Source organism: Methylobacterium phyllostachyos (assembly GCF_900103445.1).
Classification (GTDB): domain Bacteria; phylum Pseudomonadota; class Alphaproteobacteria; order Rhizobiales; family Beijerinckiaceae; genus Methylobacterium; species Methylobacterium phyllostachyos.
The window spans coordinates 61,968-84,860 of record NZ_FNHS01000011.1; the positions used below are offsets into that span (position 1 = coordinate 61,968).

The following is a 22,893-nucleotide window of genomic DNA, read 5'->3' on the forward strand; positions in this document are numbered from 1 at the left end:
AGGCTGGTGAGTTTGGCTGGCGCCAGATCCAAGGCGCAAGGGCCTCGTCGTTCCGACGAAATGCATTGGCGCGCCCGAAAGGATTCGAACCTCTGACCCCCAGATTCGTAGTCTGGTGCTCTATCCAGCTGAGCTACGGGCGCCTGACACGGCAGCGGGGTCTTGTCCCGCCGGTGTGAGGGGGCTTCTAGAGGCTCCGATCGGGCTTGGCAAGACGGTCCGGACAACGAGTTTGCGACAACCGGTCCTTCGGTCCTCAAAGAACCCGGGCGCTCGCCTTCACCCGCTCCTCCGCGGCCCGGATCGCCTCCGGCGTGCCGACATGCAGCCATTGGCCGTCGAGGCGCATGCCGAACAGCCGCCCCGCCGCGATCGCCCGGTCGAACAGGAGGTTCAGCGAAAAGGCCCCCTCCGGCGTGTCGGCGAACAGGCTTGGGCTGAGAATCGCCACGCCTGCGTAGATGAAGGGCGCGACAGCGCGCTCGCCACGGCGCTCCAGGCGCCCGTCCGCGTCCATCACGAAGTCGCCGGCGCCCTCGTAGCCAAGGCTGGTGGTGGTCGGGGCCACCAGAAGCAGCACGTCCATGCGCTGTGCGTCCCAGGTCTCGATCAGCCGGCGCAGGTTGGAGGCCGGCCCCTCCAGCCAGAACGAATCCGAGTTCAGAACCGCGAAGGGCGCATCCCCCAAGAGCGGCAGCGCCTTGCGGATGCCCCCGCCCGTTTCCAGGAGCGCCGCACGCTCGTCGGATATGATCGTGGACGGGCCTTCGCTCGGGCCCTCGGCCCGCCGGGCGAGATGGCCCTCGATCAGGTCGGCGAGATAGTGGACGTTCACCACGGCCGTACCGATCCCCGCCTCGGCAACCCGATCGAGGGCGTGGTCGAGGAGCGCCTTGCCGGCCACCTCCACCAGGGGTTTCGGCACGGTCGCGGTCACCGGCCGCATGCGCTTGCCCAAACCCGCGGCCAGGACGAAGGCGCGGCTGACGGCGGGCTCGGGGTCGCTCATGCGGTGACGGATCCGATGGTCAGGGTTCGGAGATGGCGGCGGCCAGGCCAGGCAGATGCTCCGCGTGCCAGGCCTTCAGCTCGGCCAGGGCCGGATGGGCGAGGTTGCGCGCGAGGTAGCCCTCGATCCGCGGGAGGTGGGCGAGGTAGCCGGGCTTGCCGTCGCGCCGGTCGAGGCGCGCGAAGATGCCGAGGATTTTCGTGGCCCGCTGCGCGGCCAGCAACGCGTAGGCGGTCGCGAAGGCACCGACATCGAAGGCGGGGTCGCGGCCGCGCCGCTCCCGCGCGTAGAGGCCCAGCAGCCGCAGCTCGAACTCGGCGCTGGCATCGACCCGGGCGTCCTGCAGCAGCGAGGCGACGTCGTAGGCTGGGTGGCCCATGACAGCGTCCTGGAAGTCGATCACCCCAACCCGCTCCAGCCCGTCCCGCTCGGGCAGCCAGATCAGGTTGGGGGAATGGTAGTCGCGCAGCGTCCAGGTCGGCCGGTCGGGGATCGCGCCCTTGAGCGCGTCCCGCCACAGATCCACGAAGTCCGACCGCGCCTCAGCCGACAGGGTGACGTCCCGGATCGCGGGGGCGTACCACTCGGGCATCAGTTCCGCCTCGAACAGCAGCGCCTCCGTGTCGTAGGGCGGCAGCACGTGGTCGATCCCCTCCGCCACCGGCAGGGTCGCGGGCAGCGGCGTGGCGTGGAGCTTGGCGAGCAGCCGCACCGCCTCGGCGTAGCGCTCGGGCCGCGGGGCGCCGGCCTCGATCACCGGCTCGCTGCCGAGATCCTCCAGGATCAGCAGCCCCTCGGCGAGGTCCTCGCCGTAGATCTTCGGCGCCGAGAAGCCCAAGGCCCGCAGGCCCCGGTCGAGGGCCACGAAGGCGTGGACGCTCTCGGCCAGATGCACGATCGCGCTGTAGGGCTTGCCGTCGCGCACCGGCGGCCCGTCCGGCCGGGGCGGGGCGATCATCAGGACGGCGCTGGTCCCGTCGGGCTTGGTCAGGCGCTCGTAGGCGCGGGAGGAGGCGTCGCCCTGCATCAGCACGCGCTCGGCGATGTCCCAGCCGCTGCGGTCGAGGAGGCGGCGCACCGCCCGGGCCCGGTCGATGCGGGCCCGCATGCCGCCGGAGCCGTCGATCCGGGCGAGCCGCGCCCCGGGGCCGAACTCCGCCCGCAGGGACAGGTCGATGGTGAGCACCGGGCCGTCACGGGGCGGCATCCGGTCGGGCCACTCGACCAAGGTGATGGCATCCTCGGCCATCTCGTCGAAGCCGAGTTCCACCAACTCGTCGGCGTCGCGCAGGCGATACAGGTCGGCGTGGATGATCGGCCGGCCGTCCCGGGCCGTGTAGGGCTGGATCAGCGTGAAGGTGGGGCTCGGCACCTCCAGATGTGGATCGCCGGCCAGTTCCCGGATGATCGCCCGCGCCAAAGTGGTCTTGCCGCCGCCCAGGCCTCCGGAGAGCGCCACGACGTCCCCCGGGAGCAGGAACTCCGACAGGAACAGGCCGAGATCCTCGGTGGCGGGCTCCTCCGGCAACAGGAATTCCCACGGCGCCGCCGGCGCAGCTGCGCCCGCCGGCCCGCCGGTCCCTTGCCCGTCCCGATCGTCTCCGTCCAAAGCCGCCTCCGAGACCCGAAGACGCATGGTCCGAAAACACGCTCCGGATGCAAGGGTTTCTGGCCGCGGTTGTGCGCTTCCCGCCCATCCGGTGCACCGAAAGCACGCTCGCGGGGCTCCCGCGGCCACGTTTGGCATACGGCTTGCCAAAGCGGCGCGGCCACATCGCCGGTCCGGGCTGCCGCAATCCGGCTGAATTATCAGGCAAGGAGGAAACGATGAAGCGTGAGGACCTCACCGAGAAGCTTCTCGACATCAAGCGCGAGAAGGGCTGGAGCTGGAAGCACATCCACGACGCGATCGGCGGCCTGTCGCCGTTCCTGATCACCGCGGCCTGCATGGGCCAGATGAAGCTACCCAAGGCTCAAGCCAAGCGGGCAGCCGAGCTGTTCGGGCTCAATGCGGCCGAGGAGCGGATGCTCAACGAGGCGCCCTACCGGGGCTCGATCCCGTCCATGCCGCCCACCGATCCGCTGATCTACCGCTTCTACGAGCTGGTGATGGTCTACGGCACAACCTTCAAGGAGCTGATTCAGGAGGAGTTCGGCGACGGCATCATGTCGGCGATCGACTTCAACATGGAGATGGCCCGGGAGGCCAACAACAAGGGCGACCGCGTGAAGCTCACCATGTCGGGCAAGTTCCTGCCGTACAAGTATTACGGCAACGACGACGACACGCCGGAATATGGCTTCAAGGAGGGCTGAGCGAGCAAAGGGACTCCTCCTCCCCCCTTTGCGGGGGGAGGGTGGCCCCTGCGTCAGCAGGGGTCGGGAGAGGGGAACCCGGGCTCAGAAAAGGGCGCGACCGTCGTGAAGGTCTCAGCCTGATCCTGCACCGTCGCTCCCCTCTCCCGCCCCGCTTCGCGGGCCACCCTCCCCCGCAGAGGGGGGAGGGACGTGCGGCGCACGTCTCGGTGCCCTATGCCGCCGCCGGCTGCCCCTCCGGCTCCAGGTAATCCTGCACCGGCTGTGCCGGCCCGCTCCGCATTAACACGTAGAGGAACGGCACCAGCAGCAGCGTGGCCGGCGTCGCGAAGGCGATGCCGCCCATCACCGCGCGGGCCAGCGCCGCGTTCTGCTCGCCGCCCTCGCCGGTGCCGAGCGCCATTGGGATCAGTCCCAAAAACATCGCCGAGGCGGTCATCAGCACCGGGCGCAGCCGGGTCTCGCCCGCGGTGATCGCCGCCTCCAGGGCGCTGCAGCCCGTCGCCTCCCGGTGCTCCTTAGCGAAGGTCACGAGCAGGATAGAATTCGCCGAGGCGATGCCCACCGACATGATCGCCCCGAAGATCGACGGGATCGAGAAGGCGGTTCCCGTGATGAACAGCGCGAAGGTGATGCCGCAGAACGCCATCGGCAGGGCGGCGATCACCACGAACGGGTCGCCCCAGCTCTGGTAGTTCACCGCCATCAGGAGATAGACAGCGATCAGCGCGATGCCGAGGCCGATCTCCAGGCGGAAGAAGGCCGAGCGCATGTTCTCGATCTGCCCGCGCACCGCGATCTTGTCGGGTGCCTCCAGGTTCTTCTGCTCGTCCTGCACGATCGCGTCGATGTCCCGCGCCACCGAGCCGAGGTCGCGATCCTGCACCGCCGCGTAGATGTCGAAGGTCGGTTGGATGTTGACGTGGCTGATCATGGTCTGCGTCGGCGTCCGGCGCAGGTCGGCGAGGCTGGAGAGCAGCGTCAGCACGCCGGGGCCTGAGCCCGAAGTCGCGGCCGCGCGCACGAACATCGGCGTGTTGCGCAGATCGGTGAGCGAGCTGTTGCGGTATTCGGGCGTCTGCACCCAGAGCTGGTAGGGGATTCCGGTCTTCGGATCGGGCCAGAAGTTCGGCGTGACCTGATAGCTGCCCGACAGCGAGATGTTCATGTTCTGCGCCACCTGCTGCTCGGTGAGCCCGAGTTCGGAGGCGAGGCGCCGGTCGACGTCGACGTAGAATTGCGGCTCGTTGACGATCTGCTGCAGGTGGACGTCGACGAGGCCCTTGGTGTGCTTCAGCCGCTGGACGATGCGCTGGGCGACCTCGAGATCCTTCTCCTTGTGCCGGCCGGAGACCTGCACGTCGATCGGCGTGATGACGCCGAAGTTCAGGATCTGGGTGATCATGTCGGCGGGCTGGAAATACACGGTTACGTCGGGGAAGCGCTTCATCAGCACGTCCCGCAGGCGCTTGGTGTAGCCCGCCACCGAGCCGTGGCCATCCTTCAGGCTGATCAGCATCTGGCCGTCGTTGTAGGAGACGAACGAGCCGTCCGAGAACGCAAAGTTGTAGTTGTTCGACGGCAGGCCGATGTTCTGGAGGATCTGGTCGACCTCGTTCGGCGGGATGATGGCGCGGACGGTGCCCTCGATCTCGGCGAAGACCTGCCGGGTGGTCTCGATGCGCATGCCGGTGCGGGTGCGCAGATGCATGGTCATCTGGCTCGCCTCGATCTGCGGGAAGTAGTCCTGCCCGACGAAGACGAACAGCACGCCGGTCATCCCGAGCACGATGCCGACGAGGCCGAGCGTCACGATCCGGTGGCGTAAAACCGCATGCAGCAGGCCGACATAGCCCCGGTGGAAGCGCGTGAAGCCGCGCTCGAAGTGGCCGTGAATCCAGCCGGAAAGCCGCATGACCGGCGCCCCGACGACGCCGACGGCGCGGGCAATCCGACCGCGGCGGGGCGGCTCCTGCTGGTCCCGGTCCTTGGCGTGCTTCTGCCGGTATTCCGGCGCCACGATCACGTCGATCAGCAGCGGCACCAGGGTGCGCGACAGCAGGTAGGAGGTCAGCATCGCGAACACGACCGCGAGCGCCTGCGGGGTGAACAGGTATTTTGGCGTGTCGGTGAGCGCGAACACCGCCGTGAAGGCCGCGCAGATCGCCAGCGTCGAGATCAGCGCCGGCTTCGCGATGCCGGCGGCGCCGTGGACCACGCTCTCGCGGAACTCCTCACCCTCCTCGAACAGCCGGTAGGTGTTCTCGATCGCCACCGTGGCGTCGTCCACCAGGATGCCGACCGCGAGCGCGAGGCCGCCCAGCGTCATCACGTTGATGGTCTCGCCGAGCGCCGCCAGCACGGCGAGCGAGGTCATCACGCAGAGCGGGATCGAGATCAGCACGATGATGGTCGAGCGCCAGGAGCCGAGGAACAGCAGGATGGCGAGGCCGGTCAGGGCCGCGGCGGTCAGCGCCTCGTGCAGCACGCCCTCGATGGCGTTCGAGACGAAGACCGATTGGTCGAACAGCTGCTTGATCGACAACCCCTCGGGGGCCGCCGCGCGGATCGTCGGCATCGCGGCCTTGACGTTGTTGACGACGTTCAGCGTCGAGGCGGTGCCGTTCTTGATGATCTGCATCAGCACGGCCTGCTGGCCGTCGGCGCTGACCACGTTGACCTGCGGCGGGCCGCCGTCGCGGACATAGGCCACGTCGCGGATCAGGATGGGCTGGCCGGCCACCACCTTGATGGGCGCGAGGTTCAGGGTCTCGATCGAGGGCGGGGTGGCGTTGAGCTGGACCGGGTATTGCTGCTCGCCGATCTTGGCGAGGCCGGACGGCACGGTCAGGTTCTGGGCCGTCATGGCGTTGGTGACGTCGAGCGGCGTCAGGCCGAGCGCCTGGAGGGCGTTGAGGTCGAGATCGACCATGATCTGCCGGGGCGCGCCGCCGAAGGGCGACGGCAGGGTCGAGCCCGGCACCTGCGCGAGCGTCTGGCGGATCCGGTACTGGGCGTAGTCGTAGACCTCGTTGAGGCTCTGCTTGGCCGAGGTCAGGGCGAGCTGGATCACCGGCACCGAGGAGGCGGAATAGCGCACGATCACCGGCGGCTGCGTGCCGGGGGGCATCACGGCGCGGATCGAGTTGGTCGAGGAGACCACCTGGGCGATCGCGAGATCGAGGCTGACCGAGGGGTCAAAGTAGATCCGCTGCACCGCCGTGCCCTGGAGGGTCGTCGATTCGGCACGGCGGATGTTGTTGACGTTGTTGGAGATGCCATACTCGGCATAGGTGGTGATGCGCTGTTCCATCTCCGGCGCGGACAGGCCGGTATAGGTCCAGACCACCACGACCACCGGGATATCGACGACCGGCAGCACGTCCTTGGGCATGACGACGATCGCGCCGATGCCGCCGAACATCATCAGCACCGCGAGCACGTAGGTCGTGATCCGGAACTTGAGCGCGTAGAGGACGAGGCCCATGCCGTCTCCGCCGGCCGGCGCGGGGCCGGCAACTCCGCGTTGTGTAGCGGCTAGCCGTTACACCCGGACTGTTTCGCTATCACGTCCGGGGCAGGCAAGGTGCGGGCCGTGTCGCCGCAGGGCGGCGTCGGGGCGGGCCGGATCAGCGCAGCAGCGCAGACTTATCGACCTGCAGGGCTGCGGCGATCTCGTCGAGCGCCGTGTGCTCGACGGTGCTGATCCCGTCGATGTCGGCCACGTCGGCGCCGATCAGGAACACGTCCTGCCGTTGCTCGATCGGCCGCTCCGCGATGGCGCCGACGAGGCGCAGGTTCTCCAGCCGACCGGCCCGGGTCTTGGCCCGGGCGATCGCCTCGTAGAGCTCCTGTTCGACCCGCAGGGTGTCGTAGGATTTCTCGAGGATCGGGTTGGCGCGGATTCCGCTGATCGCCGATTCGATCTCCTCCTCGGCCACATCGCCATCCGCCACGATGACGTTGGCGGCGGACGAGACCGCCGACTGCAGGAAAACGGCATCGCCCGCATACGACATGATCGTGCGGCCGAACCGAAGGATGGCGTCCTGGAAAATGCTCATGCCGACTCCCGTCCAGCCTGAAGTGGCGGATATTGTGGCCGCCGAGTCAAGATGCAGCCGAGCTTGCCCCGGGGATGCCGGCCTCAGGTGGCGGGTTCGTGCCCCGGCCAGTCCCGTCCGAGATGGGCCGCCACGCGGGCCGGTTCGTCGCCGACCTCCGCCACGGCGGCCTCGACCTGCTCCACCGGCACCATGAACCGGCGCGCCCAGTAGGCCCGTTCCCAGGCATGGGCGACGTTCACAGCCCTGGGCTCGGTCGGATCCTGCACGCTCTCGTCGACCATCGGCCCTCCGCGACTCGCGAGGGCTAATGGCCCCCGGCGTGACAAACGCCGGCCGGGGCCGATAGGGTCCGATCAGCAGCAGCGGAAGCCCGACGTATTGCCCACCCCGAAGCGAGCATTCTCGCGATTGCGGCGTGCGGTCGGGACAGATGCGCTCTGCTCTTAGCCCTTACCCAGTGCGGAGGACACGGGCGGCGGCTCGCAGGGCGTCGTTCATCCGACCCTGCCAGCCCGGGCCCGTGGCCTTGAATGCCGCGACGGTCTCGGCATCGAGGCGCAGGCTCACGAGTTGCTTGGTCGGTGCCTTCTGCGGCCCGCGGGAGCGACGTAGATTGGCTGCCAGTTCAGGGAAGGCCTCAGCAAAAGGTCGCGCAGCCCTAGCCTGCTCCGCGGTGACCTCGGGATTGTCCGGGTCGTCCGCGATGCCGGCCTGAATGCGTGCCTCGTCGGCATCGGTAATCAGCGGCAGATCGAGCTTAGGCATCCTCGTAGATCCTCCGTTCCGCGCGGCTTGCCGGACGCAGGCTGATCAGTGACAGCGCCTCCGTTCCCAGTGGCGCGATCACCGCCGCGACGAGGAGCCCATCGAGCACACCGATCGCCACGAAGCGGGGCCGACCGTCCGGTCCTGGATAGGACGGAACGACTACCGAATCCTCGAATAGGAGGCGGTCGCGCGCATCCGCGAAATCGAGGCCGTGCTTGGCGAGATTGATCCCCCGCTTCGACTCGTCCCAGACAACGCGCATGCCTTCAGCTACGATCCGGACCGCGAACGGTCAATCAGATCGTAGCTACGATTTGCGACGGCCTCGAGAATCAGCAGCAGCGGAAGCCGGACGTATTGCCCACCCCGAAGCGGGCGTTCTCCCGATTGCGAAAGAACTCCACCTCGGTCATCGGCGCCCGGTCGGGATGGGTGCGGCGGATATGCTCGGCGTAGGCCGCGTAATCCCCCTGCCCCACCATCAGCCGGGCGCCGTCGCAGACGCATTTGGACAGCGTCCGGAGGCGGTCCCGCAGGTTCGGCTGCTGCATCGCCCTACTCCGCCGCGACCAGGCGCGGCTCGGTCTCCAGCGCGGTCCAACGATCGGCGCGCCACGCCTTCAGGCAGGCGGCGATGCCGAAGCCCGCGATGGCGATGACGAGGCCGATGAACAGGGCCGCCAGCACCGCGTCGATCCGGTCGTTCAGGATGATCTGGCTCATCTGGTCGGCGTTCTTGGCGGGCGCCAGGATCTTGCCCTCCGCGGCGGCCCCCGCGTAGCGCTCGGCATGGGCCAGGAACCCGATCTTCGGGTCGGCGGAGAAGATCTTCTGCCAGCCGGCCGTGAGGGTGCACAGGCACAGCCACGCGGTCGGGATGATGGTCACGAAGGCGTAGCGCTCGCGCTTCATCTTGAAGATCACCACCGTGCAGAGCGTCAGCGCCACCGCGGCCAGCATCTGGTTCGAGATGCCGAAGAGCGGCCACAGGGTGTTGATGCCGCCGAGCGGGTCGGTCACCCCCTGGTAGAGGAAGTAGCCCCAGGCGCCGACCGAGATGGCGGTGGCCGCGATGCTCGGCCCCCACGACGTGGTGTTCTTGAACGAAGGCACCGCCAGCGCGACGAGATCCTGCACCATGAACCGGCAGGCGCGCGTCCCCGCATCCACAGCCGTGAGGATGAACAAAGCCTCGAACAGGATCGCGAAGTGGTACCAGAAGGCCATCATAGCCTTGCCGCCAATGGCCGACGAGATGATGTGGGCCATGCCGACCGCGAGCGTCGGCGCGCCGCCGGCGCGCGAGATGATGGTGCGCTCACCAACATCCGCGGCGGTCTGAGTGATGATCTCGGGTGTCGTGGCAAAGCCGAGCTTGCTCACGGCCGCGGCCGCCGTCTCCGGCGTGGTGCCGATGAGCGCCGCGGGCGAGTTCATGGTGAAGTAGACGCCCGGGTCGATCACGCAGGCCGAGACCAAGGCCATGATCGCCACGAAGGATTCCATCAGCATGCCGCCATAGCCGATGAAGCGGGCATCCGACTCGCTGGCGATCAGCTTCGGGGTGGTGCCCGACGAGATCAGCGCGTGGAAACCCGAGACTGCGCCGCACGCGATGGTGATGAACAGGAACGGGAACAGGCTGCCCGCCCAGACCGGGCCGGTGCCGTCCACGAACTTGGTCATCGCCGGCATCTGCATGTGCGGGGCGACGAAGGCGATGCCGAGGGCGAGGCCGACGATGGTGCCGATCTTGAGGAAGGTCGACAGATAGTCGCGCGGGGCGAGCAGCAGCCAGACCGGCAGGATCGAAGCCACGAAGCCGTAACCGATTAGCATCCAGCAGAGCTGCGGGCCGGTGAAGGTGAAGGCCGGGCCCCAGACCGGGCTCGACGCGACCGAGCCGCCGGCCACGATCGCCAACATCAGCAGCACGAAGCCCAGGATCGAGACCTCGCCGATTTTTCCGGGGCGGATGTAGCGGGAATAGACGCCCATCAGCATGGCGATCGGGATCGTCGACATCACCGTGAAGGTGCCCCAGGGGCTCTCGGCGAGCGCCTTGACGACGATCAGCGCGAGCACCGCGAGCAGGATCACCATGATCAGGAAGGTGCCGAACAACGCGATGATGCCGGGAATCGTGCCGAGTTCGGCCCGGATCAGCTCGCCGAGGGAGCGGCCGTCCCGGCGCATCGACACGAACAGGACCATGAAGTCCTGCACGGCGCCGGCGAGAACCACGCCGGCCAGGATCCAGAGCATGCCGGGCAGGTAGCCCATCTGGGCGGCCAGCACCGGGCCGACCAGCGGCCCCGCCCCCGCGATCGCCGCGAAATGGTGGCCGAACAGCACGCCGCGGTTGGTAGGCACGTAGTCGAGCCCGTCATTGTGGCGCACGGCGGGCGTCACACGTTTGGGGTCGAGGCGCATCACCTTGTCGGCGATGAATTTCGCGTAATAGCGGTAGGCGATCAGGTAGACGCAGACGGCCGCGACCACGATCCAGAGGGCGTTGATCGTTTCGCCCCGTTGGCTCGCCACGATCGCCAGCGCCGCGGCGCCGAGTGCGCCTACCAGGGCCCAAGGCCCATGCCTGCCGAGCGCCGTACCCATCGTTCCCTCCCAGAGTGCCGCCTTGAGCTCGGACGGCTCCCCCGAGCCTCCGGCCGGGATTCGTGGATCCCGTGCGACAGGACTGGTTTATCCTATCCGTCTCCCGTTGACGCAAGCGATCCGAACTGTGATGCAGCGCTTCAGACCGCACGATGAACGCTCCGTGTAACAACGGACATTCGTGGCGGACCTGTCTTACTCATCCGGGCCGCACCGATGGAATCCCGACGCCGCTCGCCGCTGATGTGGCTCCTGCTGCTGCCCTTCCTGGGGCTGCTTTGGGTGCCGTTCTACAACCAGCACGATCCGGTGCTGCTCGGCTTCCCGTTCTTCTACTGGTACCAGCTGGCCTGGGTGCCGCTGACCTCGCTGATCCTCTACGTCGTCTACCGGGCCGTGCGCGATGACCGCTGATCTCGATATCCCGGCGCTGTCGGTCTTCGTCTTCTTCTTCTTGCTGGTAACCGTGATGGGCTTCGTGGCCGCCCGCTGGCGCCGGCCCGAGACGCTCGCCCATCTCGACGAGTGGGGCCTCGGCGGGCGCAAGTTCGGCACCTGGATCACGTGGTTCCTGATCGGCGGCGACTTCTACACCGCCTATACCGTCATTGCGGTGCCGGCCCTGGTCTACGCGGTGGGCGCCTACGGCTTCTTCGCGCTGCCCTACACGATCATCGTCTACCCGTTCGTCTTTGCGGTGATGCCGGTCCTGTGGCAGGCCGCCAAGGACAAGGGCTACGTCACGGCGGGCGACGTCGTGTACGGCACCTACGGTTCGCGGACGCTGGAGCTCGCGGTCGCGCTCACTGGCGTGATCGCTACCATGCCGTACATCGCGCTCCAGCTGATCGGCATGGAGGTGGCCATCAAGGCTTTGGGCCTGCACGGCGAGATCCCGCTGATCCTCGCCTTCCTGGTGCTGGCCTTCTACACCTACTCGTCGGGCCTGCGGGCGCCGGCGCTGATCGCCTTCGTCAAGGACATCATGATCTACGTCGTGGTGCTGGTGGCGGTGGCGATCGTGCCGTCGAAGCTCGGCGGCTACGGCGCGGTGTTCGACGCGGCCGACGCCGCCTTCAAGGCCAAGGGTTCGGGCGGCATCCTGCTGAGCCCGGCGCAGGTCCTGCCCTACGCGTCGCTGGCGCTCGGCTCGGCGCTCGCGGCCTTCATGTACCCGCATACGCTGACCGGCATTTTCGCTTCCTCGGGCGGCAACACGATCCGCAAGAACGCGGTGCTGCTCCCGGCCTACACGCTGCTCCTCGGCCTGCTCGCGATGCTCGGCTACATGGGCCACGCGGCCGGCCTGAAGGTGACGAGCAACAACGACGTCGTGCCGGCCCTGTTCAAGACCCTGTTCCCGGGCTGGTTCGCGGGCTTCGCCTTCGCGGCGATCGCCATCGGCGCCCTGGTGCCGGCGGCGGTGATGTCGATCGGCGCGGCCAACCTGTTCTCGCGCAACGTCTGGAAGGCCTACGTCAACCCGAACGTCACCCCGTCGGGCGAGGCGCAGGTCGCCAAGATCACCTCGATGCTGGTCAAGATCGGCGCGCTGGTGGCGATCCTGGTCCTGCCGACGCAGTTCGCCCTCGATCTCCAGCTGCTCGGCGGCCTGTGGATCCTGCAGACCCTGCCGGCCCTGGTGTTCGGCCTCTACGGCTCGTGGTTCCGTGCGCCGGCGCTGCTGGCGGGCTGGGCGGTCGGCTTCGTGGCCGGCAGCATCATCGCGTGGTCGGATGGCCTGAAGCCCCTGCACAGCCTGACCTTCGGCGACGCGAAGCTCACGCTCTACACCGGGCTGCTGGCGCTCGCCGTGAACATCGTCGTGGCGGTGGTGGTGAACGCGGCGCTGAGCCTGGGCGGCCGGAATACGGCCGTCGCGGCGGGGCGCTGAGCCCCCCGGAACCCTGTTTGAGGAGAGCACAATGGCGAAGGTCGCATTCCTGGGCCTCGGCGTGATGGGCGGCCCGATGGCGGGCCACCTCGCCAAGAAGGGGGGCCACGACGTCACGGTCTACAACCGGACCACGCCGAAGGCGGAAGCCTGGGTGAAGACCTACGGCGGCGCCTTCGCGCCCACGCCCCGGCAGGCCGTCGAGGGCGCCGAGATCGTGTTCGCCTGCGTCGGCAACGACGACGACCTGCGCAGCGTCGTGCTGGGCGAGGACGGAGCGCTCGCCGGCATGAAGCCCGGCGCGATCTTCGTGGACCACACCACGGCCTCGGCCGAGGTCGCCCGGGAACTCGCCGCGGCCGCGGAGGCCAAGGGTGTCGGCTTCATCGACGCCCCGGTCTCCGGCGGCCAGGCGGGCGCCGAGAACGGCGTGCTCACCGTCATGTGCGGCGGCGACGCGGCGACCTACGCCAAGGTCGAGGGCGCGATCGGATCCTTCGCCCGGGCGTGCCGGCTGATGGGCCCGGTGGGGTCCGGCCAGCTGACCAAGATGGTCAACCAGATCTGCATCGCCGGTCTGGTCCAGGGCCTCTCGGAGGGCGTCCACTTCGCCAAGCGGGCCGGCCTCGACGTGGAGGCGGTGCTCGACGTGATCTCCAAGGGGGCCGCCGGCTCCTGGCAGATGGAGAACCGCGGCAAGACCATGAACCAGGGCAAGTTCGACTTCGGCTTCGCGGTCGACTGGATGCGCAAGGACCTGGGCATCCTGCTCGACGAGGCCCGCCGCAACGGCGCGAAGCTCCCGGTCTCGGCGCTGGTGGACCAGTTCTACGCCGAGGTGCAGGCCATGGGCGGCAACCGCTGGGATACGTCGAGCCTCGTGGCGCGGCTGGAGCGCTGAGCGCTCTTTTCGCGCGTTGCGAAACAATCCCCGCATCTCTCCCCTCTGCGAGAGAGGGAGAGATGCGGCAAGCTCACAGCTCGGCCCCCGCCGCCTCCGGATCCATCCAGCGCCAGCTGTCCCCCATCTGGTGGCGGAACCACGTGAACTGGCGTTTCGCGTAGGCGCGCGTATCCGCCTGCCCCCGGGTGATCGCGTCTTCGAGGCTCATCACCCCGTCGAGATGGGCGATCAGGCCCGGCACGCCGTGGGCCCGCATCACCGGCAGCATCGGATCGAGTTTTCGCGCCCATAGGCGGCCAACCTCATCCAGCGCACCCTCCGCGATCATGGTTCGGAACCGAGCGTCGATGCGGGCGCGCAGCTGTTCACGGTCGGGCGCCAGGAAGATCTTTTGGAGAGGCCGGCCCGCCAGCGGACCGGGAACGGGATCGCCGTAGAAGCTGGCGATCGGGCGGCCCGTAGCGAAAAAGATCTCCAGGGCGCGCATCACCCGCATCCGGTCGCTCGGGCGCAGGCGCGCTGCCCCCTCAGGATCGTGCCGGGCGAGGTCGGCGTGCAGCGCCTCCGTTGGACGGCCCTCCGCCGCGTCCCGCACCTGGGTGCGCACCGCTTCGGGCACGGGCGGAAGCTCCGAAAAGCCCTGCTCCAGTGCCCGGAAATAGAGGCCGGTGCCGCCGACGAAGACCGGCAACCGCCCGTCGAGGCTCTGGAGCAACGCCGCCGCATCCCGCGCGAAGTGCCCCACGGAGTAGTTCACCGCGCCGTCGACATGGCCGTAGAGCCGGTGGGGCACCCGGGCTTCCTCATCGGGATCGGGCCGGGCGGTCAGGCACCGCAGATCCGCGTAGACCTGCATGGAATCGGTGTTGATCACCACGCCGCCCTGGCGTTCCGCCAGCCGGGCGGCGAGCGCCGACTTGCCCGACGCGGTGGGCCCTGCGATGAGGATCGCCGCCGGGCGCCCCCCGGCCTCTTCCCGGTCTGGCAAGGCGAACCTCCACGATGCTGGTCGCGGTCCTGATAGCAAACCCCGATCGGCCGTCCATCACCGACGCGGTGCTGGCGGAGACCCGCGCCGTGCTGCGGACGGAGCATCAGCCCCGGATCCTGCACGGGGAGGTCGCAGCCGAGCTGCTGGTCCCGGGCGAGCCCGCCGCCGCGGCGGCCCTCACGGACACGCTTCGGACGGCCCTCGCCGGTGAGCCCATCGACCTCGCCGTGCTGCCTGCCAACACGCATCGGCGCAAGCGCCTGTTCCTGGCCGACATGGACTCGACCATGATCGAGCAGGAATGCATCGACGAGCTCGCCGGGACGCTCGGCCTCAAGGATCACGTGGCGGCGATCACCGAGCGCGCGATGCGCGGCGAGATCGCCTTCGAGCCGGCGCTCCGCGAGCGCGTGGCGCTGCTGAAGGACATTCCGGTTGGAGCGATCGACGGGCTGATCGCCGACCGGCTGAGCCTCACGCCGGGCGGCCCCACCCTGGTGCGGACGATGCGAGCACACGGTGCCCAGACCTGCCTCGTCTCGGGGGGCTTCACCCTGTTCACCGGCCCGATCGCCGCGATGATCGGCTTTCACGAGCACCGCTCGAATGTGCTCGGCGTGGCGGACGGCCGCCTGACCGGCACCGTCGAGGATCCGATCGTCGGCAAGGCCGAGAAGCGCGCCACGCTGATCGAACACCGCGGCACGCTCGGCCTCGGCCCGGCGGACACACTCGCGGTGGGTGACGGCGCCAACGACCTCGACATGCTGGCCGAGGCCGGCCTCGGCGTGGCGTTCCGGGCGAAGCCGGCAGTCGCCGCCGCGGCACAGGTCCGCGTCGAGCACGGCGATCTTACGGCGCTCCTGTACTTGCAGGGTTACGCAGCGGCGGAGTTCGTGGGGTGAGCGCTCAGTGGAGGGTCCGGGTCAGAGCCACCACGGCGCCCAGCACCGCCAGCGTCTGAAAGCCGATCGCCCCAACCAGCCAGTGCACCGTCTCGACCTTCGCGGCGGCGATCGCGCCCTTTACCGCTTCGATCTCGGCCTTTGTTTCGAGGCGCAGCCCGTCCAGTCCTGCTTTGGTCTCCACACGTAGACCTTCAAGGCCGGCCGTGGTCGAAAGGCGAAGTGCCTCGATATCTGAGCTGGTCGAAAGCCGGAGATTATCGCTGTCGGCCTTGGTCGTTACGCGAAGGCTCTCGATGTCCCCCTGGGTCGCGAGCCGAAGCGCTTCTATGTCGGCACGGGACTGGATTTTCAGGGCTTCGATGTCGCCGCGGACCACCTGAATATCGGCTCGCAGCTCGCGGATATCGGCTTTTGTAGCGAGGTTGCTGTCGAGGACGTCAACAAGTGCGTCCGCCAAGCCCTCCGCCTGTTCGGGCGACAGTTTAGCCTTCTCCCGCAGCGCGCGGGCGAACTTCAGGGTATCGAAAGCGACGGCCGTCATCTGTCCAAGATCGTCCGAGCCACACCGACTCGCTGCATCAGTGTGCCGCCGCGCGGCGCGACGTCAATCGGCGCTCGCAGACGCGCGAAGGCCGCCGCTTCTCGCGAAGCGACGGCCTGAGATCCTTCGTCCGATGATGCCGCTCAGTCGAGCCCAAGGGCCACGAAGCGCACGTCGCCGGTGGCGCTCGCCACCAGCAGGAGGACAGACTTGCGCCCGTCCTTCTTCAACGCGTCGATCCGCTTGGTCACGTCGGCCGGGCTGTTCACCGACTCCTGGCCGACCTCGACGATCACCTCTCCGGGCTGGATCCGCTTGTCGGCCGCCGTCGAGTTCGGGTCGACGCGGGTGACGACCACGCCCTTCACGGTGTCCTTGATCGAATACTTCTTGCGCAGATCGTCGGTCATACCGGACAGGTTGAGGCCGAGCGCCTGACGGGTCGCGCTCTCGGGCTCCGGCTGCCGCAGGTTGGCGGGCTGCGGCTTGTCGCTGTCCTCAAGGCGCCCGAGGGTGACGGGCTTCGTCACCTCCTCGCCCTTGCGCATGACGACCACGTCGACCTTCTGGCCCACCGGGGTGGAGGCCACGATCCGCGGCAGGTCGCCGGAGGCCTTCACCGGTGTCCCGTTGAACTTCAGGATCACGTCGCCGACCTCGATACCGGCGGTCTTGGCCGGACCCTTCTCGTCGACGCCGGCCACAAGGGCGCCGCGCGCGCCGCCCTTCAGGTTCAGCGCCTCCGCGGTGGCGTCATCGACGTTCTGGATGCGCACGCCGAGCCAGCCGCGGCGGACCTCACCGAAGTCGCGCAGCTGGTCGATCACGGGCTTCGCCGTATCGGAGGGCACCGCGAAGCCGATGCCGACCGAGCCGCCGGTGGGCGACAGGATCGCGGTGTTGATGCCGATCACCTCGCCGTCCATGTTGAACAGCGGACCGCCCGAATTGCCCTTGTTGATGGCCGCGTCGGTCTGAATGTAATTGTCGTAGGGTCCGGACTCGATGTTCCGGCCCCGGGCCGAGACGATGCCGGCCGAGACCGAGCCGCCGAGGCCGAACGGGTTGCCGATGGCGATCACCCAATCGCCCGGCCGCATCTTGTCGGAATCGCCGAACGGTACCGCCTTGAGCGGATGATCGGCCGGGGGCTTCACCCGCAGGACGGCGAGATCGATCTTCGAATCCTTGCCGACGATCTCGGCCTTCAGCTTGGTGCCGTCGTGCAGGATGACCTGGATGTCATTGGCGTCGCCGATGACGTGGTTGTTGGTCACCACGAGGCCGGCGGCGTCGATGATGAAGCCGGAGCCCAACGAGTTGGACTTGCGCTGGGTCCGCGGTGCATCCCCGTCGCCGCCCCCTCCTCCGCCGCCGCGGCCGCCGCGGCGGTTGAAGAACTCCTCGAACAGATCCTCGAACGGGGTACCCGGGGGCACCTGCGGCCCGGCGCGGCCGCCGCGCGCCTCGACCGTGGTGGAGGCCGAGATGTTCACCACCGCGTCGGTCACCTGCTCGGCGAGGTCGGCCAGCGAAGCCGGTCCCTTGGCGAAGGCCGGGACCGGCAGGGCTGCCGTCGCCATGGAGGCGCCGACGAGGACGGCCGCCATCAGGCTGCGGGCGCGGGAACGGGGCTGCGCCTTGGCGCGGCCGAAGGGCGCCTCGGGGGGGCGCGCGACGGGGTGCATGATCGACCTCTTCAAGACCGCGTTTCCGGCTCCGCGGATCCCCGACCGGAGATCAGGGTCCGCGTGTTGTCGCACAAGATAGTTCCCGGGTGCCGGGGCACCAACACGCTCAGCGTGGGGCGCCCGCGGTGGACCCGGTGGTCGCGCTCGGATCGGCCGGCCCGCGGGGCGGACGCGACGCTGCCGCAGCGGCCCGGCCCTGCGGGTCGCTGAAGTAGCGGAAGAAGTCCGTGTTCGGGCTGATCACCAGACGCGTGTCGGATCCCTTCAGCCCCACCTCGTAGGCCTGCATCGACCGGTAGAAGCTGAAGAAGTCCGGATCCTTACCGAACGCCTCGGCGAGGATCCGGTTCTTGTCGGCGTCGCCCTGGCCGCGCAGCTGCTCGGATTTCTGCGTCGCCTCGGCCAGGATCACCGTGACCTCGCGATCGGCCTTGGCGCGGATCGTGGCGGCGATCTGGTCGCCGTTGGCGCGGATGTCGGCGGCCTCGCGCTCGCGCTCGGTCTTCATCCGCTTGTAGACGGCGGCCGAGTTCTGCGCGGGCAGATCGACGCGGGTCATGCGCAGATCCACGATCTCGATGCCCAGGAACTTGGCCTGCCGGTTCACGTCCTCCTGGATCTGGTGCATCAGCTCGCCGCGCTCGGTCTTGACGATCGCGTCGCGCGTCGAGCGGGCCAGCACGTTGCGCAGGCCGGAATTGGTGAAGCTGGCCAGCCGCTGGTTGGCCAGCCCGACATTGCCCACCGCTTGGTAGAAGCGCAGCGGATCGAGGATCCGGTAGCGGGCGAAGGCGTCGACCTCCAAGTTTTGCCGGTCGGCGGTCAGCACCGTCTGCACCGGCAGATCGAGGTCGAGCACGCGCTTGTCGAAGATGACCACGTTCTCCATGAACGGGATCTTGAAGTAGAGGCCGGGCTTGTCCTCGCCGGTGGCGTTGAGGACGGCGCGGACGCGGCCGAACTGCAGGACGAGCGCCTGCTGCATCTGGCCGACGGTGAAGATCGAGGCGTAGAGCCCGATCGCGACGATCGCGGCGACCGCGATCAGGCCGGTGCGGAGCGCCTGTTTCATCGGCCGGCCCCCGTCTGGGTCTGGGCCCGGGCGCCGAACTCCGAGAGCGGCAGCACCGGCAGCACGCCGGCCGCGGTCGCGGTGCCGGGCTGCGTGCCGTTCTGGTCGATGATCACCTTGTTCACGGAGCCCAGAACCTTCTCCATCGTCTCCAGGAAGATCCGCTCGCGGCTGATCGCCGGGGCGGCCTTGTAGGAGGCGTAGACCTCGCTGAAGCGCGCCGCCTGACCGGTGGCGTCGGCCGTCGCCTTGGTCCGGTAGGCCTCGGCCTGCTGGACGATCTGGGACGCCTTGCCGCGGGCCTGCGGCACCTCGCGGCTCGCGTAGGTCTTGGCCTCGTTCTGCGCCGTGTCGGCGTCCTGCTGGGCGGCGTTCACGTCGATGAAGGCGGGGCGCACCTCCGGCGGCGGGTTGACCGAGACGAGCTGCACCACCTCGATGCGCACGCCCGCGCCGTATTCGTCCAGCGCCTTCTGGACCATCTCCTTCACCTCCTGGGCGATGCTCGACTGCTCGTTGGTGAGGATCGCCTGGATGTTGCGGCGGCCGATCACCTCGCGCATCGCGCTCTCGGAGATCGCCTTGATGGTGCCCTCCGGGTTCTGGAGGTTGAACACGAAGTCGGAGGCCTTCAGCGGGTTGACCCGCCACTGCACCTCGAAGTCGAGATCGACGATGTTCTCATCACCGGTGAGCATCAGGCTCTCGTCCGGCACGTCGCGGTTGCGGCCCTGGCCGCCGGGGCCGGAGCGGAAGCCGATCTGGATCGAGTTCTGCGAGCCGACATCCGGCTTGACCACGCCGCCGATCGGATAGGGGAAGTTGTAGCGCAGGCCCTCGCCCTTGGTGCCGACATAGCGGCCGAAGATCGTCTCGATGCCGACCTGCCGCGGGTAGACGGTGTAGAAGCCGGTGGCGAGCCAGACCGCCACAGCGAGCGCCGCGATCACCGCCGCGCTGCGGCCGCCGCCGAGGCCGGTCGATCCGCCCCCGCCATAGCCGCCGGAACCGCCGCCGCCCGGAATCAGGCCACGCAGCCGGTCCTGCCCGCGGCGGAGCAGATCCTCGAGGTTCGGCGGAGTCTTGCCGCCGTTGCCCCACGGACCACCACCACCGCCGTTGCCGCCGGGCCGGCCCCAGGGGCCTCCGCCGCCGCTCTGATTGCTCCAAGGCATCCTAGCCGTCGTCTCCCGCCTGTCCGCGCCCGACCGATGTGCCGGTCAGCGCCCCTTGCCTGAACGGCCACGCTCGCCCGCCTAGTCCCGGCCGTCCGGCAGATCGCGCTGCGATCCGGCCCGAGCGGAGGCCTAAGCACTTGCACGGGCGCATCTTCCCGCAGGATGCGCAGGCCCGACGTGAGCACGCGCACCCGACAGGCACCTGCGGGTGCATGCCCCGTGCTGTCAAGGCTGGCAGGTGGGCATGCAGAGCACAGAAGGCAAATGCGGCGGCGCGCCTCAGCGCACGCGTTCCCAATCCACGAACGCGAAGGCGTGCTCGTCGCGCGGGCCGGCGGGGTACGCCTCGCGAAAGGTCTCGCGGAACTGCGCCCGGTCGAAATCCGGGAATCGCACATCGCCCTCCGGTTCCGCCTCGACCTCGGTGAGGTGGAGCCGATCGGCCTGCGGCAGGGCGAGGGCGTAGATCTCTGCGCCGCCCACCACCATCAGCTCCGTACCGGCGGCGGCCGCCAGCGCGGCCTCCCAGTCGTGGACGGCCTCCGTGCCCTCGGCCCGGAAGCCACGGTCGCGGGTCAGCACGAGGGTCCGGCGGCCCGGCAATGGCCGGCCGATCGAGTCCCAGGTCCGGCGGCCCATCAGCATCGGCTTGCCCATGGTGAGCGCCTTGAACCGCTTCAGGTCGCTCGACAGATGCCAGGCAAGGCCGTTGTCGCGGCCGATCACGCCGTTGCGGGCGACGGCTGCGACGAGCGAAACAGTCGGTCTCATACCGCCACCGGCGCCGCGATGGCCGGGTGCGGGTCGTAATTCTCGATTGTGATGTCCTCGTACCGGAAGGCGAACAGGTCACGCACCGCCGGGTTCAGCCGCAACTGCGGCAGCGGGCGCGGCTCCCGGGCCAGCAGGGTCCGGGTCTGCTCAAGGTGGTTCCGGTAGAGATGCGCGTCGCCGAAGGTGTGGACGAAGTCGCCGACCCCGAGGCCCGTCACCTGCGCGATCATGTGGGTCAGGAGCGCGTAGCTCGCGATGTTGAACGGCACGCCGAGGAAGGCGTCGGCCGAGCGCTGGTAGAGCTGGCAGGAGAGCCGCCCCTCGCTCACGTAGAACTGGAACAGGCAGTGGCAGGGGGCGAGCGCCATCTTGTCGAGGTCGGCCGGGTTCCAGGCCGAGACGATCAGGCGGCGGGAGTCCGGGTTGCGCCGGATCTCGTCGAGTACCCAGGCGATCTGATCGACCGTGCCGCCATCAGGCTTCTGCCAGGAGCGCCACTGCTTGCCGTAGACGGGCCCGAGGTCGCCGTGCGCGTCGGCCCACTCGTCCCAGATCGTCACGCCGTTCGCCCGGAGGGCCGCCACGTTGGTGTCGCCGGCCAGGAACCAGAGCAGCTCGTGGATGATCGAGCGCAGGTGCAGGCGCTTCGTGGTGACCAGGGGGAAGCCGGCCGACAGGTCGAAGCGCATCTGATGGCCGAACACCGAGAGCGTGCCAGTTCCGGTCCGGTCCTCCTTGGCGGCGCCCGCGTCGAGGATGCGCCGGAGCAGGTCGTGATAAGCGTCCATCCGCCATTTCTGCGCGCCGCCGGGGCACGCGGCAAGCGCGCCGGCGACATCTATGCACCGCCGTCGCGCATCATGGTGATCAGCTTGGCCAGAGCAGATAGGTCACGAGCGCGAGGTTCGACCAGCCGTGGAGGGCGATGCCGGGCCAGAGCCGCCCGGTCCGCCAGCGCAGCCAGCCGAGGGCGAAGGCCAGGGGCAGCAGCGAGACCGGCCGGGCGAGCCCCCAGGACGAGACATGAGCCGCTGCGAAGATCAGGGCGGTGACCGGGATCGCCCCCATCGGCCCCACGGCGGCCTGGGCGCGGGCGAACGCCTCGCCGCGCAGCAGCAGCTCCTCGGCCACGGGGGCCAGGATGGTGAGGTAGGCGAGCCACGCCGCCACCGCGGCCTGGCTCATGAACGGCGAGAGCCGCACGTGCTGGCCGAAGCTCGCGCCGAACAGTTCCGCCGTGCCGGTCACCCAGGCTATGTGCAGCACCGGCCAGACCAGCAAGATCCCCAGCAGGATGACGGGCCGCATCCCGTTCGGTCGCTCCCGGTCGAGGGCGAGGCGACGACGCCACCCGGCCCGGTCCCGCAGCCAAGCCCCGCCGATCACCAGGAGGGCGAGGAAGACCTGCCGCAGCGCGTCGACCGCGAAGGCCCGGTGGGCGAGTTCCACGGCACCCAGGAAGGGGCGCCGCTCCGGCGGCAGGAACGGGTCGATCCCCTTCCACAGATCGAATCCGACGCGCACGGCGGCCAGCGACAGCAGGCTCGCCGCCCCGAGATAGAGGACCACGAGCCCGATCAGGGCGCCGAGACGCCACGTCGCGGTCCAGATCCGGTCGAGACGGCCCCGCCCGTCCGGCGCGGAGGCATGGGACTGCGCACTTCCGACCACATCCTCGGCCGGAGGCGCGATAAGAGGCGCAGGCGCGACACGATCGGGCTTCAAAACCGGACCGATCCCCTCTATATCTCGGGAGCCGGTCGCGAGTCCGGCTATGGCGATAAACGTTCTTCGCAATAAACCTATCGGACCCGGGGGCGGTACCCGGCGCCTCCACCCGAACCCAGGACATGCTGCCGCAAGGCGTATGACCGCGAGCCTGGGTTCCGGCGGGGGCGAAATAGGATCGACGAGGGCGTAAAGGTTGAACTTTCGCTCGGCATGGTTCCGCCGTTATCGGGCCTTTGCAATAGTTGCCAACGACAACTTTGCTCCGGTGGCGGTGGCCGCGTAAGCGGTCCCCAATACCAAATTGAAGTCCTAGCGGGTAGCACCGCATAGGCGGGGTTCGGAGGCACCTGGCAACAGAAGCCTCCACTTCCAATTCCTCGGTCCGGCCATCCGCGGCGGGGCGCCGGGCAGACCGGGCGAGAGCGCGACCGCA

Annotated in this window: 22 protein-coding genes, 1 tRNA gene and 1 other RNA gene; 6 read left to right on the forward strand and 18 right to left on the reverse strand. The window is 68.8% G+C overall.

Annotated elements, in window-relative coordinates; genetic code table 11:
• Nucleotides 1–66: 66 nt before the first annotated feature.
• The 3 genes from BLQ49_RS18200 to tsaE form a co-directional block, all read right to left on the reverse strand.
• Nucleotides 67–143: transfer RNA gene (locus BLQ49_RS18200), tRNA-Arg, on the reverse strand.
• Nucleotides 144–256: 113 nt separating this feature from the next.
• Nucleotides 257–1,009, reverse strand: coding sequence for a nucleotidyltransferase family protein (locus tag BLQ49_RS18205; RefSeq protein WP_091718190.1), 753 nt, complete (start codon nt 1,007–1,009; stop codon nt 257–259).
• A 19-nt stretch (nt 1,010–1,028) separates the two neighbouring features.
• A complete protein-coding gene (tsaE, locus tag BLQ49_RS18210; RefSeq protein WP_244507661.1) occupies nt 1,029–2,645 on the reverse strand; it encodes a tRNA (adenosine(37)-N6)-threonylcarbamoyltransferase complex ATPase subunit type 1 TsaE in 1,617 nt (538 codons plus the stop codon).
• Nucleotides 2,646–2,836: 191 nt separating this feature from the next.
• Here tsaE and cynS point away from each other — a divergent pair, with 191 nt between their 5' ends.
• Nucleotides 2,837–3,325, forward strand: coding sequence for a cyanase (cynS, locus tag BLQ49_RS18215; protein ID WP_091718192.1), 489 nt, complete (start codon nt 2,837–2,839; stop codon nt 3,323–3,325).
• Between the two features lie 214 nt (nt 3,326–3,539).
• Here cynS and BLQ49_RS18220 read toward each other — a convergent pair whose 3' ends face one another.
• The 7 genes from BLQ49_RS18220 to BLQ49_RS18250 form a co-directional block, all read right to left on the reverse strand.
• Entirely contained in the window at nt 3,540–6,812 is a 3,273-nt protein-coding gene (locus tag BLQ49_RS18220) for an efflux RND transporter permease subunit (protein WP_091718195.1), read from the reverse strand.
• 142 nt (nt 6,813–6,954) lie between these two features.
• Nucleotides 6,955–7,389 carry a tellurite resistance TerB family protein gene (locus BLQ49_RS18225; protein WP_091718197.1) on the reverse strand — a complete coding sequence of 145 codons (435 nt, stop codon included), beginning with the start codon at nt 7,387–7,389 and terminating at the stop codon, nt 6,955–6,957.
• An 83-nt stretch (nt 7,390–7,472) separates the two neighbouring features.
• Complete coding sequence (locus BLQ49_RS18230) at nt 7,473–7,673, reverse strand: DUF3606 domain-containing protein (RefSeq protein WP_091718199.1); 201 nt, start codon at nt 7,671–7,673, stop codon at nt 7,473–7,475.
• A gap of 169 nt (nt 7,674–7,842) precedes the next feature.
• A complete protein-coding gene (locus BLQ49_RS18235) occupies nt 7,843–8,157 on the reverse strand; it encodes a BrnA antitoxin family protein (RefSeq protein WP_091718201.1) in 315 nt (104 codons plus the stop codon).
• Nucleotides 8,150–8,422 carry a BrnT family toxin gene (locus BLQ49_RS18240; RefSeq protein WP_091718203.1) on the reverse strand — a complete coding sequence of 91 codons (273 nt, stop codon included), beginning with the start codon at nt 8,420–8,422 and terminating at the stop codon, nt 8,150–8,152. Before BLQ49_RS18240 ends, BLQ49_RS18235 begins: the two co-directional genes overlap by 8 nt.
• A 70-nt stretch (nt 8,423–8,492) precedes the next feature.
• The gene (locus tag BLQ49_RS18245) at nt 8,493–8,711 is read right to left on the reverse strand and encodes a YbdD/YjiX family protein (protein ID WP_091718205.1); all 219 of its coding nucleotides are present in this window, start codon (nt 8,709–8,711) and stop codon (nt 8,493–8,495) included.
• A 4-nt stretch (nt 8,712–8,715) separates the two neighbouring features.
• A complete protein-coding gene (locus BLQ49_RS18250; RefSeq protein ID WP_091718207.1) occupies nt 8,716–10,776 on the reverse strand; it encodes a carbon starvation CstA family protein in 2,061 nt (686 codons plus the stop codon).
• Between the two features lie 216 nt (nt 10,777–10,992).
• Between BLQ49_RS18250 and BLQ49_RS18255 the strand changes: the two genes are divergently transcribed.
• The 3 genes from BLQ49_RS18255 to BLQ49_RS18265 are packed head-to-tail and all read left to right on the forward strand — an operon-like array spanning nt 10,993 to nt 13,571.
• Nucleotides 10,993–11,190, forward strand: a complete 198-nt coding sequence (locus tag BLQ49_RS18255) for a DUF3311 domain-containing protein (RefSeq protein WP_091718209.1) — start codon at nt 10,993–10,995, stop codon at nt 11,188–11,190.
• The gene (mctP, locus tag BLQ49_RS18260) at nt 11,180–12,670 is read left to right on the forward strand and encodes a monocarboxylate uptake permease MctP (RefSeq protein WP_091718211.1); all 1,491 of its coding nucleotides are present in this window, start codon (nt 11,180–11,182) and stop codon (nt 12,668–12,670) included. The genes BLQ49_RS18255 and mctP overlap by 11 nt, the downstream gene beginning before the upstream one ends.
• Nucleotides 12,671–12,683: 13 nt before the next feature.
• Entirely contained in the window at nt 12,684–13,571 is an 888-nt protein-coding gene (locus BLQ49_RS18265) for an NAD(P)-dependent oxidoreductase (RefSeq protein WP_280140988.1), read from the forward strand.
• Between the two features lie 73 nt (nt 13,572–13,644).
• On the opposite strand, the gene miaA is transcribed toward BLQ49_RS18265, so the two are convergent.
• On the reverse strand, nt 13,645–14,562 hold the full coding sequence (miaA, locus tag BLQ49_RS18270; protein WP_091718215.1) for a tRNA (adenosine(37)-N6)-dimethylallyltransferase MiaA: 918 nt from the start codon (nt 14,560–14,562) through the stop codon (nt 13,645–13,647).
• Nucleotides 14,563–14,576: 14 nt separating this feature from the next.
• Between miaA and serB the strand changes: the two genes are divergently transcribed.
• Nucleotides 14,577–15,470, forward strand: coding sequence for a phosphoserine phosphatase SerB (serB, locus tag BLQ49_RS18275; RefSeq protein WP_091718217.1), 894 nt, complete (start codon nt 14,577–14,579; stop codon nt 15,468–15,470).
• Between the two features lie 4 nt (nt 15,471–15,474).
• On the opposite strand, the gene BLQ49_RS18280 is transcribed toward serB, so the two are convergent.
• From BLQ49_RS18280 to BLQ49_RS18310, 7 genes are all read right to left on the reverse strand, one after another.
• On the reverse strand, nt 15,475–16,014 hold the full coding sequence (locus BLQ49_RS18280; protein ID WP_091718219.1) for a coiled-coil domain-containing protein: 540 nt from the start codon (nt 16,012–16,014) through the stop codon (nt 15,475–15,477).
• Between the two features lie 143 nt (nt 16,015–16,157).
• Nucleotides 16,158–17,702: a DegQ family serine endoprotease gene (locus BLQ49_RS18285; protein WP_091718222.1), complete on the reverse strand. Its 1,545-nt coding sequence runs from the start codon at nt 17,700–17,702 to the stop codon at nt 16,158–16,160.
• A 109-nt stretch (nt 17,703–17,811) separates the two neighbouring features.
• On the reverse strand, nt 17,812–18,777 hold the full coding sequence (hflC, locus tag BLQ49_RS18290; RefSeq protein WP_091718224.1) for a protease modulator HflC: 966 nt from the start codon (nt 18,775–18,777) through the stop codon (nt 17,812–17,814).
• Nucleotides 18,774–19,952 (reverse strand): FtsH protease activity modulator HflK, encoded by a 1,179-nt coding sequence (gene hflK, locus BLQ49_RS18295; RefSeq protein ID WP_091718226.1) that lies wholly within the window; start codon nt 19,950–19,952, stop codon nt 18,774–18,776. Before hflK ends, hflC begins: the two co-directional genes overlap by 4 nt.
• 282 nt (nt 19,953–20,234) lie before the next feature.
• Nucleotides 20,235–20,726, reverse strand: a complete 492-nt coding sequence (locus tag BLQ49_RS18300) for a dihydrofolate reductase (RefSeq protein ID WP_091718228.1) — start codon at nt 20,724–20,726, stop codon at nt 20,235–20,237.
• Nucleotides 20,723–21,517 carry a thymidylate synthase gene (locus BLQ49_RS18305; RefSeq protein WP_091718230.1) on the reverse strand — a complete coding sequence of 265 codons (795 nt, stop codon included), beginning with the start codon at nt 21,515–21,517 and terminating at the stop codon, nt 20,723–20,725. The genes BLQ49_RS18300 and BLQ49_RS18305 overlap by 4 nt, the downstream gene beginning before the upstream one ends.
• 79 nt (nt 21,518–21,596) lie before the next feature.
• Nucleotides 21,597–22,400 (reverse strand): CPBP family intramembrane glutamic endopeptidase, encoded by an 804-nt coding sequence (locus BLQ49_RS18310; RefSeq protein ID WP_244507662.1) that lies wholly within the window; start codon nt 22,398–22,400, stop codon nt 21,597–21,599.
• A gap of 45 nt (nt 22,401–22,445) precedes the next feature.
• On the opposite strand from BLQ49_RS18310, the gene ssrA reads away from it, so the two are divergent.
• Nucleotides 22,446–22,828, forward strand: a transfer-messenger RNA (tmRNA) gene (ssrA, locus tag BLQ49_RS18315).
• Nucleotides 22,829–22,893 lie beyond the last annotated feature (65 nt).